The organism is Allobosea thiooxidans (genome assembly GCF_900168195.1).
Taxonomy (GTDB): Bacteria; Pseudomonadota; Alphaproteobacteria; order Rhizobiales; family Beijerinckiaceae; genus Allobosea; species Allobosea thiooxidans.
Genome location: NZ_FUYX01000019.1, coordinates 24,135 through 39,703, shown reverse-complemented (window position 1 = coordinate 39,703; position 15,569 = coordinate 24,135). Strand labels below are relative to the sequence as shown.

Here is a 15,569-nt window from a genome sequence, read left to right as displayed (position 1 = left end):
TTCGGACGGGGGAGGGGGGCCCGCCGGCCGGTGCCGGCGGGCCTTGAGCGTCATTCCGCCGGTTGGGCGATGGCGAGCGGCTCGGCGCGGCGCTCACGGCCGGGCACCAGCACGGCCCAGGCGAACATCAGCGCCGCGACCACCACCACGATGCCGGTGCCGAGCCGGATCCAGTAGAACAGCCCGAGCTGGTCCTGGACCTCCATGAAGGACTGTCCGAGCACGCGCTGGAGGTGAGCCTGGATCACGCCGGCGAAGGTCAGCGCGAAGGTCATCATCATCATCGCCGGCACCATCAGCCAGAAGCTCACGATTGAGAGCCACTGGTTGTACGGGGCCCGGTTCTTCAGCTCGGGAATGGCGTAGGCCATCACCGCGAGGTTCAGCATCACATAGGCGCCGAAGAAGGCGAGGTGCCCGTGCGCCGCCGTCAGCTGCGTGCCATGGGTGTAGTAGTTGGTGACGGACAGGGTGTTCAGGAAACCCCAGACGCCGGCGCCGATGAAGGCCATCACCGAGCAGCCGACCGACCAGAGCAGTGCGGCGCGGTTGGGGTGGTTGCGGCCCGCCTTCCAGGTCATGTGGACGGTGAACAGGATCATGGTGAAGAAGGGCGCGACCTCGAGCGTCGAGAACAGCGAGCCGATCCACTGCCAGTAGGCAGGGGCGCCGATCCAGTAATAGTGGTGGCCGGTGCCGAGGATGCCGGAGAACAGCGCCAGGCCGACGATGACGTAGAGCCACTTCTCGACGACCTCGCGGTCGACGCCGTTGAGCTTGATCATCAGGAAGGCCAGGACCGAGGCCATGATCAGTTCCCACACGCCCTCCACCCAGAGGTGGATGACGTACCACCAGTACATCTTGTCCAGCGCCAGGTTGACCGGGTTGTAGAAGGCGAAGAGGAAGAAGATCGCCAGCCCCCACAGGCCGAAGAGCAGGATGTTGGTGACAGTGGTCTTGCGGCCTTTCAGCGAGGTCATCGTGATGTTGAACAGGAAGATCAGCACGACGAGGACGATGCCGACCTTGATCGCGAAGGGCTGTTCCAGGAACTCGCGTCCTTCATGGATGCGGAAGAGATAGCCGACCACGGCGATCGCGGCGGCGATGAAGAACAGCCAGAACTGGAGCACGGCGAGCCTGCGGCTGTAGAGCTCGGTCTGCGCCTCTTCCGGCAGCAGGTAGTAGGTCGCGCCCATGAAGCCGAGCAACAGCCACACCACCAGCGCGTTGGTGTGGATCATGCGCACGATGTTGAAGGGCAGCAGCTCGGATAGGGTGTTGGGCAGGACATAGATCAGCCCCGCCACGACCCCGAACGTCACCTGCGCGATGAACAGGACGAGCGCGCCGTAGAAATACAGCATCGCGACGTTCTGGGTCTCGTATCTCGTCGTGTTGTAGCCTGACATGGCTCTCTCCTGTCGCGACGTCTCAGCCGGCATCGTTGGGCGGCCAGTTCTGGGTCTTGATCCGGCTCGACCATTCGAGGAAATCGGCGAGATCGTTGAGTTCCTGCTCTGTCAGGTTGAACTGCGGCATCTGGCGCCGGCCCTCGATGCCGGTTGGCTGCGCCGCCATCCAAGCCTTCAGGCTCTCGCGCGCGCCGGCCGGGTCCTTGTCGCCCCCGTAGCGCTTCCAGACATTGCCGAGCTCCGGCGCGAAATAGGCGCCTTCGCCGAGCAGCGTGTGGCAGTTGATGCAGGAATTGCGCTCCCAGACATGCTTGCCGCGTGCAACCGCCGGCGTGAGCGTGCTCTCGTCGGTGGATTTCGTGCGCATGTACCAGTGGCTATGGGCGGTGAGCCCGACGAAGATGGCGAAGAAGAAGATCGATCCGCCGTAGAAGACATTCCGGGCTCCCGCCTTTGTCAGACGTTCGGCCATGCGTTCACCCTTCCGTAGCAAGCATTTGCGGGTGGCACCGGCGAAGCCGGCTCATGAAACCCCGCATGCGTGCGGCAGGGGGGCATGCCGGTAGTAGCGAGCCGGCCGAGTCCCTTCTTTGCGTTTGGGCAAACAGTGCGAACTTGGCTCCGCCGGCATCCGCGGGCGGGCCGACCGGATGGGGCAGCGTCGCCCGATCGGAGGTCCGGCACGTGGGTAGGACATTTTGTCCGCCGGACACGCAGCTTTAATAGGTATCTGAGATGATTGTTTTGTGCGATATCGTACCCGAAACATGGGTTTGGTGATGGCGCCGGATATGTCGGATTCGCTGGCCTGCCGCTTGCGGATCCGGGCCGGCTTGCTAGCCTATGCGTCGCTGGGCGGGAGGGTTCGTCCCTGCCGATGCGCGACGTGGATCAACTGCGGAGGGGGCAGGCGATGATTGCGACACTTACCGTCGAAGAACGGCAGCGCGCCATCGCCGTCTCGGCCTTCCTGGCACTGTGCGGCGTGATCATGGCGATCGCGGGGCGCGACGATCTGCTCGGCACCCATGGCGTGATCGTCCTGCTGTTCGGCCTCGGCGGCATCGGGCTGGTGCTGTCGAAGTATTTCGAGCCGGAACCGCCGCAGGAGCGGCTGTCGCATTACTACGACGATCCGACCAAGGTCGGCATCGTACTCTCCCTCGGCTGGGCCGTGGTCGGCATGTTCTTCGGCGTCTGGGTGGCGGCGCTGCTGGCCTGGCCGGACCTGACCTTCGACGCCGCCTGGGCGAGCTTCGGGCGCCTGCGCCCGGTCCACACCTCGGGCGTGATCTTCGGCTTCGGCGGCAACGCCCTGATCGCGACCTCCTTCCATGTGCTGCAGCGGACCTCGCGGGCGCGTCTGCCCGACCAGTTCAGCCCCTGGTTCGTGCTTCTCGGCTACAACCTGTTCTGCGTGCTCGCCGCCAGCGGCTACCTGATGGGCCTGACGCAGTCGAAGGAATATGCCGAGCCGGAATGGTACGCCGATATCTGGCTGGTCGTGGTCTGGGTGGTCTATTTCCTGATCTATATCCGCACGCTGCAGCGGCGGAAGGAACCCCATATCTACGTCGCCAACTGGTACTACATGGCCTTCATCCTGGTCGTGGCGGTGCTGCACATCGTCAACAACCTGGCCGTGCCGGTCTCCTTCGGCCATGCGAAGAGCTATTCGCTGTTCTCGGGCGTGCAGGATGCGATGACGCAATGGTGGTACGGCCACAACGCCGTCGCCTTCTTCCTGACAGCCGGCTTCCTCGGCATGCTCTACTACTACCTGCCCAAGCGGGCGGGCCGCCCGATCTTCTCCTACAGGCTGTCGATCATCAGCTTCTGGGGCATCACCTTCATGTATATGTGGGCGGGCTCGCACCACCTGCATTACACCGCCCTGCCGCAATGGGTGCAGACGCTGGGCATGACCTTCTCGGTCGTGCTGCTGGTGCCGTCCTGGGCCTCGGCCGGCAACGCCCTGGCGACCCTCAACGGCGCCTGGGACAAGGTGCGCGACGACGCCACGCTGCGCTTCATGATGGTTGCCGCTGTCTTTTACGGCCTCTCGACCTTCGAGGGCTCGTTCATGGCGATCCGGGCCGTCAACTCGCTCTCGCACTACACCGACTGGACGGTCGGCCACGTCCATGCCGGCGCACTGGGCTGGGTGGCGATGATCACCTTCGGCTCGCTCTACGCGCTGGTGCCGTGGATGTGGAAGGTCGAGCGGATGTATTCGCCCAAGCTGATCGAGGTCCATTTCTGGCTCGCTCTCGCCGGGACCATCATCTACGTCTTCGCGATGTGGAACTCGGGCATCATCCAGGGCCTGATGTGGCGCACCTATAACGACAGCGGCACGCTGGCCTATTCCTTCATCGACAGCTTGGTCGCGATGCACCCCTACTATATCTCGCGCACCATCGGCGGGCTGCTGTTCCTGATCGGCGCGATCGTCGCCGCCTACAATGTCTGGATGACGATCCGGATGGCGCGCTCGCAGGCCGCGGGAACCGCCGAAGCCGATCGTCCCGTTCTTCACGGCGCCGGCGCGGCGCTGCAGCCGGGGGAGTGAGCCCGATGCGCGAATTCTTCCATCGCAGGCTCGAGCGCAGCGCCATCGGCTTCGTGCTCGCCATCATCGGCGTCTCGGCGATCGGCGGCTTCGTCGAGATCGCGCCGCTCTTCACCATCAACGAGACGGTCGAGAAGGCGCCGGACATGCGCGTCTACACGCCGCTCGAGCTGGCGGGGCGCAACATCTACATCCGCGAGGGCTGCTACGCCTGCCACAGCCAGATGATCCGCACGCTGCGCGACGAGGTCGAGCGCTACGGGCCGTACTCGCTCGCGGTCGAGTCGAAATACGATCATCCGATGCTCTGGGGCTCCAAGCGTACCGGGCCGGACATCGCCCGCCTCGGCGGCAAGTATTCCGACGCCTGGCATGTCGCGCATCTGATCAACCCGCGCGACGTCGTGCCGCAATCGGTGATGCCGAAATATGGCTGGCTGATGCGCAACGAACTGAAGGTCGACGATCTCGGCCTGCATCTCGCCGCGCAGCGCAAGGTCGGCGTGCCCTACACGGATGCGATGATCGCCAATGCGACCGCCGACGCCTTCGGCCAGGCGAGCCCCGATGGTCCCTATGCCGGCGGCGTCAGCGAACGCTATGGCGAGGCGACGAATGTCCGCGCTTTCGACGGCGAACCCGGCCGCCTGACCGAGATGGACGCGGTGGTCGCCTATCTCCAGGTTCTGGGCCGCCTGACCGACGCCGCGCACAGCCAGTCCGCGGCGGCTGGGAAGTAAGACGATGGAGTTCGATTACCACTCGCTGGTCGGTTTCGCGAAAAGCTGGGGGCTGTTCTATCTGATCGCCCTCGCCATCGGCGTGCTGATCTATGCGCTGTGGCCTTCGAACCGGGCGCGCTTCGATCGTGCCAAGAAGAGTATTCTCGACAAGGACGACAGGCCGGGGGACTGAGCGATGGCAGATGCGACGCGCGATCCCGTCACGGGGCGGATGACGACCGGTCACGAGTGGAACGGCATCGAGGAACTCGATACGCCGATTCCGCGGGTCGTCCTGTTCTTTCTCGCCACGACGACCTTGTTCGCGGTGATCTACTGGTTGCTGATGCCAGCCTGGCCGCTCGGCTGGACCTATACCAAGGGGCTCCTCGGCATCGACCAGCGCGAGGTCGTGGCCCAGCAGGTCCGCGATGCCGCGGCTGAGCGCGCCGCCTGGACGGCGCGCGTCGCCGATGCGTCCTTCGCCGATATCGCGGCGGATCCCGCCCTGATGCGCCATGTCCGCGACACCGGCCGCACGCTCTTCACCGATAATTGCGCGGTCTGCCACGGCACGGAAGGCAAGGGCGGCCCGGGCTTCCCCAACCTCGCCGCGGGCTCCTGGCTCTGGGGCGGTTCGCCCGAAGCGATCGCCGAGACGATCCGCGCCGGCATCAACGGCACGGCCAAGGACACCCGGACCTCGCAGATGATGGGTTTCGGACGCGATGGCGTGCTGCAGCGCGAGCAGGTGCTCGCCGTGGTCGCCTATGTCCGCTCGCTCTCGGGGCAGAAGCTGACCGAGGCCGGACAGGCGCGTCTCGCCGCCGGCAAGGAGGTCTTCGCGGCGAACTGCGTCGCCTGTCATGGCGAAGACGGCAAGGGGCAGCAGGATCTCGGCGCCCCGGACCTGACCGACGCCCACTGGATCTATGGCGGCGATGAGCAGTCGGTCTTCAACAGCGTCCAGAACGGCCGGCAGGGCCACATGCCGAGCTGGGAAGGGCGGCTGTCGCCGACCGACATCAAGCTGCTCGCGCTCTATGTCGGCACGCTGGCAGGAGGCGCGAAATGAGCGTGCGGGCTGGCGGCGAGGCACCGCGGCGCGGCGGGCGGCGAGCCTTCTGGCTCCTGCTGGCTGCTGCCCTGGCGGCGCTGCTGCTCCTGGCCAACGCGCATCTGGTCTATGTTGCCGTCGACTCGCAGCCGGACTGCGTGCCGCATGCGAAGGCGGCGGGCGAGAGCGGCGGGTTCCGCGCCGCGCGTCCGGCCTGCTGAGGGGAGGAACTCATGGGCACGATCGAGAACCGCCAGGACAGGCCTCTGCCTCTCGCGGAGCAGCGTCGCCGCAACCTGCCGGCCGGGGCGGCCCTGTCCTGGCTCGACGCAGGCTGGCGCGATCTCTGTCACAGTCCCGGCCCGAGCCTGCTCTATGGGTTGGCGGTCTTCCTCGTTTCCCTCGGCATCGTCTGGGGGCTGTTCCGCTTCGAGCTCGACTACATCCTGTTCCCGGCGCTGGCCGGCTTCATGGTCGTCGGGCCGGTGCTGGCGATCGGGCTCTACCAGAAGAGCCGCGATATCGAGGCCGGCCAGCCGGTCAGCCTCACGCGCATGATCTTCGTCAGGGCGGCCTCGGGCGGCCAGGTCTGGTATGCCGGTGCGATCCTGTGCCTGCTGATGCTGGTCTGGATGCGGGCGGCCGTGATCATCTACGCGCTGTTCTTCGGGCTGCGCCCCTTCCCGGGCCTCCACGACGTCGCCGCCATGCTGTTCTTGACACCGGAAGGTTGGGCGATGCTGCTCGTCGGAACGGTGGCCGGCGGGCTGTTCGCCGCCTTCTCCTTTGCGATCAGCACCTTCGCCGTCCCGATGCTGCTCGACGAGCGGGTCGATGCCTTCACGGCCATGGGCACCAGCATTTCGCTGGTCTGGAACAACCTGCCGGTGATGCTCGCCTGGGGCGCGATCGTGCTCGGCCTCTTCCTGCTCAGCGTGGCGACGGGGCTGCTCGGCCTGATCGTCATCTTCCCGCTGCTCGGCCATGCCACCTGGCATAGCTACAGGGCGATCAAATGACCTGCTGCGCGCCGCCGCTCGACCCTTACGAGGCGTTCGACGGCACGGCGGTGCGGCAGGAGATCAAGCTTGCCAGCCGCGACCTCGGCGATGGCCTGCGCCAGTCCGATCTCGCTGTGCCGAGCGTTCACTGCGCCGCCTGCATCCGCGCCGTCGAGAACGGGCTGATGCGCGTCGGCGGCGTCGAGCACGCCCGCGTCAACCTGTCGACCCGGCGTGTCGCGGTGAAATGGCGCGGGCAGGAGGCGCCCGATCTGCTGGCTGCGCTGGCCGCGCTCGGCTATCCCGGCCATCTCTTCGAGAGCGAGGCGGACCGGGCCGATCCGGAGCTCGCGCGACTGGTGCGGTCGCTCGCGGTCGCCGGCTTCTGCGCGATGAACATCATGCTGCTCTCGGTTTCGGTCTGGTCGGGGGCCGAGGCCGAGACGCGCAGCGCCTTCCACTGGATCTCCGCCGCCCTCGCGCTGCCCTGCCTTCTCTATTCCGGCCGGGTCTTCTTTGATTCCGCCTGGTCGGTTCTGCGTCATGGCCGCACCAACATGGACGTGCCGATCTCGATCGGCATCTGCCTCGCCTTCGGCCTGAGCCTCTACGACACCATCCATGACGGCCCGCATGCCTATTTCGACGCCGCCACCTCGCTGATCTTCTTCCTGCTGATCGGGCGCACGCTCGACCATCTGATGCGTGAGAAGGCGTGGGCCGCCGTGCGCGGCCTGATGCGCCTTGCTCCGCGAGGCGCCATGATCCTGCAGGCAGACGGCAGTCGCCACTATCTGCCGGTCGCCGAGATCGAGCCGGGCATGCGCCTTGCCCTCGCCGCCGGCGACCGCATCCCCGTCGACGGCGTGGTCGCGGACGGGGTCTCGGAGCTCGATTGCGCCATCGTCACCGGCGAAAGCCTGCCGCGCCCCGTCGCGGCCGGTGCTGCGGTGCAGGCCGGAACGCTCAATCTCAGCGGTCCTCTCGTCGTCGAGGCTTCCGCGCGGGCCGAGGCCTCCTTCCTTGCCGAGATGATCCGGCTGATGGAGGCGGCCGAAGGCGGGCGCGCCCGCTATCGGCGCATCGCGGACCGGGCGGCGGCGCTCTATTCGCCGGTCGTCCATGCCACGGCCTTCCTCACCTTCCTCGGCTGGATGGCGCTGGGCGGTGGCTGGCATCAGGCGATCACCGTGGCCATCGCCGTCCTGATCATCACCTGCCCCTGCGCGCTCGGGCTCGCGGTGCCGATCGTGCAGGTGGTGGCGGCGCGCCGGCTGTTCGAGAACGGCGTCATGGTCCGGGACGGTTCGGCGATCGAGCGCATGGCCGAGGTCGACATGGCCGCCTTCGACAAGACCGGCACGCTGACGCTCGGCCGGCCGCGCCTGCGCGACGGTGCGACGATCGACCCCGGCGCCTTGTCGATCGCCGCCGAGATCGCCCGCCGGTCCAGTCATCCGCTCTCGCGCGCCATTGCCGCGGCGGCGCCCGCCGGCGCGTTGGCCCTGTCCGAGGTGAGGGAACACCCGGGGCTCGGCGTCGAGGCGGTGCTCGACGGCAGGCGCTACCGCCTCGGCCGGGCCGAATGGGCGCTGGAGGGCGGCACGGAGCCGCTTGGCGAAAAACTGACGGGCACGGTCCTTGGCTGCGATGGCGCATTGCTTGCCCGCTTTGCCTTCGAGGAGACGCTGCGCCCGCAGGCGCGGGCCGCCATCGATGCTTTGCGCGGCGCCGGGCTGGAGATCGCGCTGTTGTCCGGCGACACGCCGGCGGCGGTCGGCACCATGGCCGACCGGCTGGCCATCGGGACGGTTGCGGCGGGCCTGCTGCCGGCGCAGAAGGTCGAAAGGCTCGCCGGCATGGCGGCGCAGGGCCGCAAGGTGCTGATGATCGGGGACGGGCTCAACGACGTGCCCGCGCTCGCCGCCGCCCATGTCTCGATGGCGCCCGCTTCGGCCGCCGACATCGGCCGCAACGCGGCCGACTTCGTCTTCCTGCGCGACGGGCTCGATGCGGTTCCGATGGCGCTCGCCGTCTCGCGCGCCGCCGCCCGGCTGGTGCGGCAGAACTTCGCCCTGGCGATCGCCTACAATGCCATCGCCCTGCCGATCGCCATCGCCGGCTATGTCACGCCCCTGATCGCGGCGCTGGCGATGTCGCTGTCTTCCCTCATCGTGGTGTTGAACGCGCTGCGCCTGCAGGTGGGGCCTGCCTCCGTCCGTCCGACTCCGGCCGCCGCGCCGGAGCCGGGCCTCGTGGCGATGCCGGGGTCGGGGAAGTGAGCAGCAGCCTCGTCTTCCTCGTTCCGCTCGCGCTGCTGCTGGGCGGGATGGCGCTGTTCGCCTTCCTCTGGTCGCTCCGCAACGGCCAGTATGACGACCTCGACGGCGCGGCGCAGCGCGTCCTGCTCGACGAGGAGGACGGCGATCTGGCCGATCGGCCGGCCGAACGAGGCGAGGCCCCGGGCGGGCAGGCCGCCTCATCCCGGTCCGATCAGCCGGATCGCAGGGCCGGGCAAGGCTGAGCGCTGCGCTGGGCAGCTTCTCCGTCGACGCTCGGTCGCCGCTCAGCGCGGATCGATCGGTGTCTTCGGCAGGGCGAGCTCGCGCTCGATCCAGGCCGCCAGCCGGAAGAGATCGGCCTCCCGCCGTGCATGCGACAGGATCTGGACGCCGATTGGCAGGCCTTCGCGCGAGAAGCCGATCGGGATGGCGATGGCGGGCAGGCCGGTGAGCGACCAGATCGCGGTGATCGAGATCCAGTCGAGATAGTCCTGCATCGGCCGTCCCTCTACGGTCGTCGGGAACAGCGTCTCGACCGCAAAGGGCATGGCCTGCGTGGCCGGGCAGATCAGGAAGTCGTGCGTGTCGAGGAAGTCGACGGCGCGGCGATAGAGCTCGCTGCGGTAGCGATTGGCCGTGACGATGGCGTGACCCGGCTGGTCGCGGCCGCGCAGCAGGTCGGCCAGGACGGGCGCCGGGAATGCCGCGCGATGCGTCTCGAAGAGTGGCTCGAAGGTGGCATAGAATCCCTCTCCCCGCAGCACGCGGAAGGCGTCCATGGTCCCGGTCACATCGGGCGCGTCGTGGCTGACCGCGACCCCCGCCTTGTCGAGGGTGGCCGCAAGATCCGCGAGCGCGAGCCGGATCGGCTCCTCGATCGGCAGCAATCCGAGATCGGCGGAGATCGCGACCCGCGCCGGCTTGCGCGGCGTCCGCGCGGCGTCGAGGAAGGGTGGCTCGCCGGTTGGCGCCGTCAGGATGTCGCCGGGGTCGTAGCCGATCATCGCATCGAAGAAGAGCGCGAGGTCGGCGACGTCGCGCGCCATCGGACCCTCGACGGCGATGGTGTCGAACGGATCGGTCAGCCGCTTGCGCGGCACCCGGCCCGGCGTCGGCCGCAGGCCGGTGATGTTGCAGAAGGCGGCAGGGATGCGCAGGCTGCCGCCATAGTCGTTGCCATGGGCGAGCCAGGCTTCGCCGGTCGCCAGCGCCACAGCCGCGCCGCCCGAGGAGCCGCCGCAGGTCAGGCGCCGGTCATAGGGGTTGCGCGTCGCGCCATGGACGCTGTTGGTCGTCTGCGCGCCGCCGAGCTCGGAAAGGTTCGACTTGCCGAGCGTAATCGCGCCGTTCGCCTCCATCAGCGCCACGGTCCGGTCCGACTCGGCCGAGATCCGGTCGCGGAAGATCGAGGTGCCGCCGGTATTGCGCACGCCTTCGACATCGTTGTTGTCCTTGACCACGATGGGCAGCCCGCCGAGCAGGCTCGGCTGTCCGGCATGGCGCGCCTTGTCGGCCGCCTGCGCCTGTCGACGTGCCCGGTGGAGGCAGAGCGTTGGCACTGCGTTGAGCTGAGGCTCGATCACGGCGAGGCGCGCCGCCGCGGCCTCGACCAGTTCGGCCGAACTGACTTCGCCGGCGAGAAGGAGATCGCGCACGGCGAGCGCGCTGAGCCTCGTGAGTTCAGTCGACATGGGCAGGTCTTCCGGGGGCAGGCGCGCCGCAGGAGCGGCGGATGAGGAGTTGGGGCGCCATCACGGTGGTCGTTCCGGGCCCCTGCAGGGTGCCGCCGAGGCGGCGCAGCAGGAGATCGAGCGCCGCTTCGCCCATGGCGCGCACGGGCTGGGCGACGGCGCTGAGCTGCGGCGAGACCGCCTCGGCCCAGGGCAGGTCGTCGATGCCGATCATGGAGATGTCGCGGGGGCAGGCGAGGCCGCGATCCGCCAATGTCTTCATGACGCCGATCGTCATTAGGTTGTTGGTGGCGAAGACGGCGCTGGGCGGCTGCGGCAAGGCCAGCAGTTCCGCCATGGCCTGTTCGGCGGGCTGTTCGCGGAAGCCGGCATCGCGGACGAGGCCCGGATCGAAGGGCAGCCCGGCCGCCAGCAGGGCTTCGCGATAGCCCGCAAGGCGTTCCGCCGCCGTGCGCAGCACCTCCGGCCCGTTGACGAGGCCGATCCGCCGGTGGCCGCAGGCGATCAGATGCTGCGTCGCCTCGAATCCGGCCCGCCGGTTGTCGAGGACGACCGCATCGTAGCCCAGCCCCTCCATGGCGCGGTCGATCAGCACGACCGGCACCTCGAGCTGCGCGAGCAGCGAAGCCCGGTTCATCGAGACCGCCCCGGTTGGCGCCAGGATGAGGCCATCGATGCGCTGCGTCCGCAGCATGCGCAGATGCGCCTCCTCGCGCTCGCTGCGTTCGTTGGAGTTGCACAGCAGCACTAGGTAGCCGGATGCGGCCGCTGCATCCTCCACCGCCTCGAACAGGTCGGAGAAGAACGGGTTGGTGATGTCGCCGACGACGAGGCCGATCAGCCCGCTCGCGCGCTTGCGCAGCGAACGCGCTCCGGCGTGCGGCGTATAGCTCAGCTTCTCCATGGCGGCGCGGACCCGCCCGGCAAGCTCCGGAGAGACGCGATCGGCGCTGTTGAGCACGTTCGACACGGTCGCGACCGACACGTTCGCCAGCCGCGCCACATCCCGGATCGTCGCCATTCGTTGCCCGTTGAAACGTTTCAAGATTTCGATTCAGCTTTGCGGATCGGATCGAAATCCGCAAGCTCACGGCGCAAAATAAAGGGTCTTGCGAGCTGGATAACTCTGTGTCAGCCTGATTGAAACGTTACAAAACTGGCTTGGGGAGGTCGCAGGGTGGGCGCGCATATTTCCGCCGCGAACGGTCCGGCGCGATCATGATCTCCTATGTTCTGCGCCGGGTGGCTGCGACGGTGCCGGTCCTCGGCTTCGTCGGCCTCTTCGTCTTCTTCCTGCTGCGGCTGACGCCGGGCGATCCGGCGATCCTGATCGCGGGCGACCAGGCGACGACCGCGCAGATCGCCTCGATCCGCACCCAGCTCGGCCTCGACCTGCCGTTGACGGACCAGCTCCTCGCCTGGGCGGGCCAGCTCGCGCAGGGCAATCTCGGCCGTTCCGTCTTCTCCGACATGGAGGTGACGCGACTCATCGGCATGCGGATCGAGCCCACCGCGATGCTGGCGCTCGTCGCCATCCTGCTGGCGCTCGCCATCGCGCTGCCGCTCGGCACGCTGAGCGCGTTGAAGGCCGGCAGCCGGGTCGATCGCGCCGTCATGGCCTTCGCCATGGTCGGCTTCTCCTCGCCGGTCTTCGTCGTCGCCTTCCTGCTCGTTTACGTCTTCGCGCTGACGCTGGGCTGGTTCCCGACGCAGGGCTACGTGCCGCTCGCGGAGGGGCTGCTGCCCTGCCTGAACAGCCTCGTCCTGCCCGGCCTTGCGCTCGCGATGCTCTATGCGGCGCTGCTGGCGCGCGTCACGCGGGCGAGCCTGCTCGAAGTGCTGTCGGAGGATTATGTCCGCACCGCCCATGCCAAGGGCGTGAGGCCGCGCCGCGTGGTGCTGCGTCATGCGCTGAAGAATGCGGCGATCCCGGTCGTGACCGTCGTCGGCGTCGGCATCGCCGCCCTGCTCGGCGGCGTGGTGGTCACCGAGACGGTGTTCAACATCCCCGGCCTCGGCCGGCTGACGACCGATGCCATCCTGCGGCGGGATTATCCGGTGGTGCAGGGACTGATCCTCGTCTTCTCGCTGGTCTACGTCACCGTCAACCTGCTGGTCGACCTCAGCTATGTGCTGTTCGACCCGCGCATCCGCTATTGAGGGCGCCGTGACGATGACCGTGACCGGCTCCGTCGCGAAGGCGCCCAGCCCGCTCCAGGCGGTGCGTGGTTTCCTGCGCACCAATCCGACGATCCTGGCCGGCCTCGCGGTGCTGGCGGCTTTCACGCTGGTGGCGTTGATCGCACCCTACATCCTGCCCGATCCGGTGCGCGTGAACCCGATCCAGCGTCTGCGCCCGCCCGGCGTCGAGCACTGGTTCGGCACCGACCAGCTCGGCCGTTCCACCCTGTCGCGCACGCTGAACGGCACGCGGATCTCGCTGACGATCGGCGCCCTCGTCACGGTGCTGACGGTCGGCTTCGGCCTGTTCATCGGCCTCGTCGCCGGCTTCGTCCGCTGGCTCGACGGCACGGTGATGCGGGTGATGGACGGACTCATGGCCATCCCCGGCATCCTCCTCGCCATCGCGCTGATGTCGCTGTTCGGGTCGAGCGTTCAGAATGTCGTCATCGCGATCTCGATCGCCGAGATCCCGCGCATGGCCCGTGTCGTCCGCTCCTCCGTGCTGGTGCTGCGCGAGCAGACCTATGTCGAGGCGGCGATCACCAACGGCACCGGGCTGCCGCGGATGCTGGTGCGCCACATCCTGCCCAATGCGGCTGCGCCGGTGATCGTGCAGGCGACCTATGTCTTCGCCTCGGCGATGATCGTCGAATCGATCCTCTCCTTCCTGGGCGCCGGCACGCCGCCGACCATTCCGAGCTGGGGCAACATGCTGGCGGAAGCCCGCCCCTTCATGCAGCGCGCGCCCTGGATGATCGCCTTTCCGGGCGTGGCGCTGGCGCTGCTCGTGCTGACCGTCAACGTGCTCGGCGACGCGCTGCGCGACGCCATCGACCCCCGCCTCGCCCGCAAGCTCAGGGTCTGAGGCCGGCAAGCGACGACAAGAACCGCAAGACGATCCAGAGGGAGGGAGAGATGAGAAGACTGACGAGACGGATGGCGCTGGCGGCCGGCTTCGCGCTGTCGCTGGCGGCGCTGCCGGCCGCCGCCCAGACGGTGCTGAAGGTGCGCCCCTTCGGCGACCTGCGCACGCTCGATCCGATGACGACCTCGGACTACATGGTCCGCAACCACGCCTACATGGTCTACGACACGCTCTTCGCGCAGGACGCCAAGGGCCTGATCAAGCCGCAGATGGTGGAGAGCTTCACCACCTCTCCCGACGGGCTGACCTGGACCTTCGTGCTCCGCGACGGGCTGAAGTTCCATGACAACACGCCGGTGACGAGCACGGACGTCGTCGCCTCGCTGAAGCGCTGGGGCGAGCGCGACGGCCTCGGACAGCAGCTCACGGCTCATACCGCCTCACTGACCGCCACCGACCCGAAGACGGTCACGCTCGTGCTTAAGGATCGCTGGGGCCTCGTTCTTGACGCGCTCGGCAAGCCGAGCTCGATGCTGCCGGTCATCATGCCGGCGCGGATCGCCGCCACGCCCTCGAACCAGAACATCACCGACGCGACCGGCTCCGGCCCCTTCATGCTGGTCAAGGAGCAATGGTCGCCGGGCTCGAAGATCGTCTACGCCAAGGCGTCGACCTATCAGCCGCGCAAGGAAGCTCCGGATGGTCTCGCCGGCGGCAAGCTGGCCAATGTCGATCGCGTCGAATGGCTGATCATGCCGGATGCGCAGACGGCGCTGAATGCGCTGCAGGCCGGCGAGATCGACATCTTCGAGGAAATGCCGCCGGACATGATCCAGCTGGTGAAGGGCAATGCGAAGATCGCCGTCTCGAAGCTCGCCGCACTGCAGGGCGTCTTCCGGATGAACCAGTCGCAGCCGCCCTTCAACAATCCCAAGCTCCGGCAGGCGATCCTGCACCTCGTCGACCAGGAGCAGGCGGTGCGGGCCTATGTCGACGACAAGGCGCTCTACACCGTCTGTCCGTCCTTCTACATGTGCGACTCGCCCTATTTCACCGATGCGGCCTGGCCGAAGGCGGACCTCGCCGCGGCCAAGAAGCTGATCGCCGAGAGCGGTTACAAGGGCGAGAAGATCGTGGTGCTGGACGCGACCGAGACGGCACTGTCCCCGCAAACGCTCGTCGTCTCGCAACTGATGCGAGATGCCGGCCTCAATGTCGACTACCAGGCGATGGACTGGGGCACGCTGTCGAGCCGGCGCACCAGCAAGAACCCGGTCGAGCAGGGCGGCTGGTCGACCTTCGCCTCCGGGCCGGCCGCGCCGGACATGACCGAGCCGGTCGGCCATCTCGCGCTGCGGTCCAACTGCGAGAACTCCTGGTTCGGCTGGCCCTGCGACGAGACGATCGAGAAGCTGCGCGCCGCGTTCACGATGGCGCCCGATATCGAGGCTCGCAAGCAGATCGCGCGCAAGATCCAGGAGCGCGCCGTCGAGACGGTGCCCTATGTGCCGGTCGGGCAGTTCTGGCTGGTGCGCGGCCAGCAGGCCAGCCTCAAGGGCCTGCTCTCCCCGGGCGTCCCGGTCTACTGGAACGTCTCGAAAGCCCCCTGACGGGGAAAGACCCGGTGCCTTGCGGCGCCGGGTCTTTCGTCGTTCTGCCTTGTCGCCGGGCCGGGCCGGGCCGGGCCGGGCCGGGCCGGGCCGGGCTGGGCTGGGTCTGTGAATGGCTCACTCCCCTTGACCATGGACCTGGACATGGCTGCGGATGCCAATCCGCG

14 protein-coding genes and 1 pseudogene are annotated in these 15,569 nt (G+C 67.8%); 11 read left to right on the top strand and 4 right to left on the bottom strand.

Features of this window, described 5'->3' with window-relative positions:
- Positions 1 to 50: 50 nt before the first annotated feature.
- Both B5Y19_RS23385 and B5Y19_RS23380 read right to left on the bottom strand, forming a co-directional pair.
- On the bottom strand, positions 51 to 1,415 hold the full coding sequence (locus B5Y19_RS23385) for a cbb3-type cytochrome c oxidase subunit I (protein ID WP_055729784.1): 1,365 nt from the start codon (positions 1,413 to 1,415) through the stop codon (positions 51 to 53).
- 22 nt (positions 1,416 to 1,437) lie between these two features.
- Entirely contained in the window at positions 1,438 to 1,890 is a 453-nt protein-coding gene (locus tag B5Y19_RS23380) for a c-type cytochrome (RefSeq protein ID WP_055729783.1), read from the bottom strand.
- Between the two features lie 441 nt (positions 1,891 to 2,331).
- Between B5Y19_RS23380 and ccoN the strand changes: the two genes are divergently transcribed.
- From ccoN to ccoS, 8 genes and pseudogenes are all read left to right on the top strand, one after another.
- Positions 2,332 to 3,990: a cytochrome-c oxidase, cbb3-type subunit I gene (gene ccoN, locus B5Y19_RS23375; protein WP_055729782.1), complete on the top strand. Its 1,659-nt coding sequence runs from the start codon at positions 2,332 to 2,334 to the stop codon at positions 3,988 to 3,990.
- Positions 3,991 to 3,995: 5 nt separating this feature from the next.
- Entirely contained in the window at positions 3,996 to 4,730 is a 735-nt protein-coding gene (gene ccoO, locus B5Y19_RS23370; RefSeq protein WP_055729781.1) for a cytochrome-c oxidase, cbb3-type subunit II, read from the top strand.
- Positions 4,731 to 4,734: 4 nt separating this feature from the next.
- Positions 4,735 to 4,905 carry a cbb3-type cytochrome c oxidase subunit 3 gene (locus B5Y19_RS23365; RefSeq protein WP_079592193.1) on the top strand — a complete coding sequence of 57 codons (171 nt, stop codon included), beginning with the start codon at positions 4,735 to 4,737 and terminating at the stop codon, positions 4,903 to 4,905.
- 3 nt (positions 4,906 to 4,908) lie between these two features.
- Entirely contained in the window at positions 4,909 to 5,787 is an 879-nt protein-coding gene (gene ccoP, locus B5Y19_RS23360) for a cytochrome-c oxidase, cbb3-type subunit III (protein WP_055729780.1), read from the top strand.
- Complete coding sequence (locus B5Y19_RS23355; protein WP_055729779.1) at positions 5,784 to 5,990, top strand: hypothetical protein; 207 nt, start codon at positions 5,784 to 5,786, stop codon at positions 5,988 to 5,990. The genes ccoP and B5Y19_RS23355 overlap by 4 nt, the downstream gene beginning before the upstream one ends.
- A 12-nt stretch (positions 5,991 to 6,002) precedes the next feature.
- Positions 6,003 to 6,788: a DUF2189 domain-containing protein gene (locus B5Y19_RS23350; protein WP_055729778.1), complete on the top strand. Its 786-nt coding sequence runs from the start codon at positions 6,003 to 6,005 to the stop codon at positions 6,786 to 6,788.
- Positions 6,785 to 9,052: a cation-translocating P-type ATPase gene (locus tag B5Y19_RS23345; protein WP_055729777.1), complete on the top strand. Its 2,268-nt coding sequence runs from the start codon at positions 6,785 to 6,787 to the stop codon at positions 9,050 to 9,052. The genes B5Y19_RS23350 and B5Y19_RS23345 overlap by 4 nt, the downstream gene beginning before the upstream one ends.
- Positions 9,049 to 9,204: pseudogene (gene ccoS / locus B5Y19_RS26765) on the top strand (cbb3-type cytochrome oxidase assembly protein CcoS); the annotation flags it as partial. The gene B5Y19_RS23345 and the pseudogene ccoS, both read left to right, overlap by 4 nt.
- 132 nt (positions 9,205 to 9,336) lie before the next feature.
- Here the strand turns inward: ccoS and B5Y19_RS23335 are convergent.
- Both B5Y19_RS23335 and B5Y19_RS23330 read right to left on the bottom strand, forming a co-directional pair.
- Complete coding sequence (locus B5Y19_RS23335; RefSeq protein WP_055729776.1) at positions 9,337 to 10,743, bottom strand: amidase; 1,407 nt, start codon at positions 10,741 to 10,743, stop codon at positions 9,337 to 9,339.
- Positions 10,733 to 11,764, bottom strand: coding sequence for a LacI family DNA-binding transcriptional regulator (locus B5Y19_RS23330; RefSeq protein WP_079592186.1), 1,032 nt, complete (start codon positions 11,762 to 11,764; stop codon positions 10,733 to 10,735). The genes B5Y19_RS23335 and B5Y19_RS23330 overlap by 11 nt, the downstream gene beginning before the upstream one ends.
- Positions 11,765 to 11,961: 197 nt before the next feature.
- Between B5Y19_RS23330 and B5Y19_RS23325 the strand changes: the two genes are divergently transcribed.
- The 3 genes from B5Y19_RS23325 to B5Y19_RS23315 are packed head-to-tail and all read left to right on the top strand — an operon-like array spanning position 11,962 to position 15,402.
- Positions 11,962 to 12,903 (top strand): ABC transporter permease, encoded by a 942-nt coding sequence (locus B5Y19_RS23325; protein WP_055729774.1) that lies wholly within the window; start codon positions 11,962 to 11,964, stop codon positions 12,901 to 12,903.
- Positions 12,904 to 12,916: 13 nt separating this feature from the next.
- Entirely contained in the window at positions 12,917 to 13,792 is an 876-nt protein-coding gene (locus B5Y19_RS23320; protein ID WP_055729773.1) for an ABC transporter permease, read from the top strand.
- Positions 13,793 to 13,842: 50 nt separating this feature from the next.
- Positions 13,843 to 15,402, top strand: coding sequence for an ABC transporter substrate-binding protein (locus tag B5Y19_RS23315; protein WP_244555704.1), 1,560 nt, complete (start codon positions 13,843 to 13,845; stop codon positions 15,400 to 15,402).
- Positions 15,403 to 15,569: the final 167 nt, after the last annotated feature.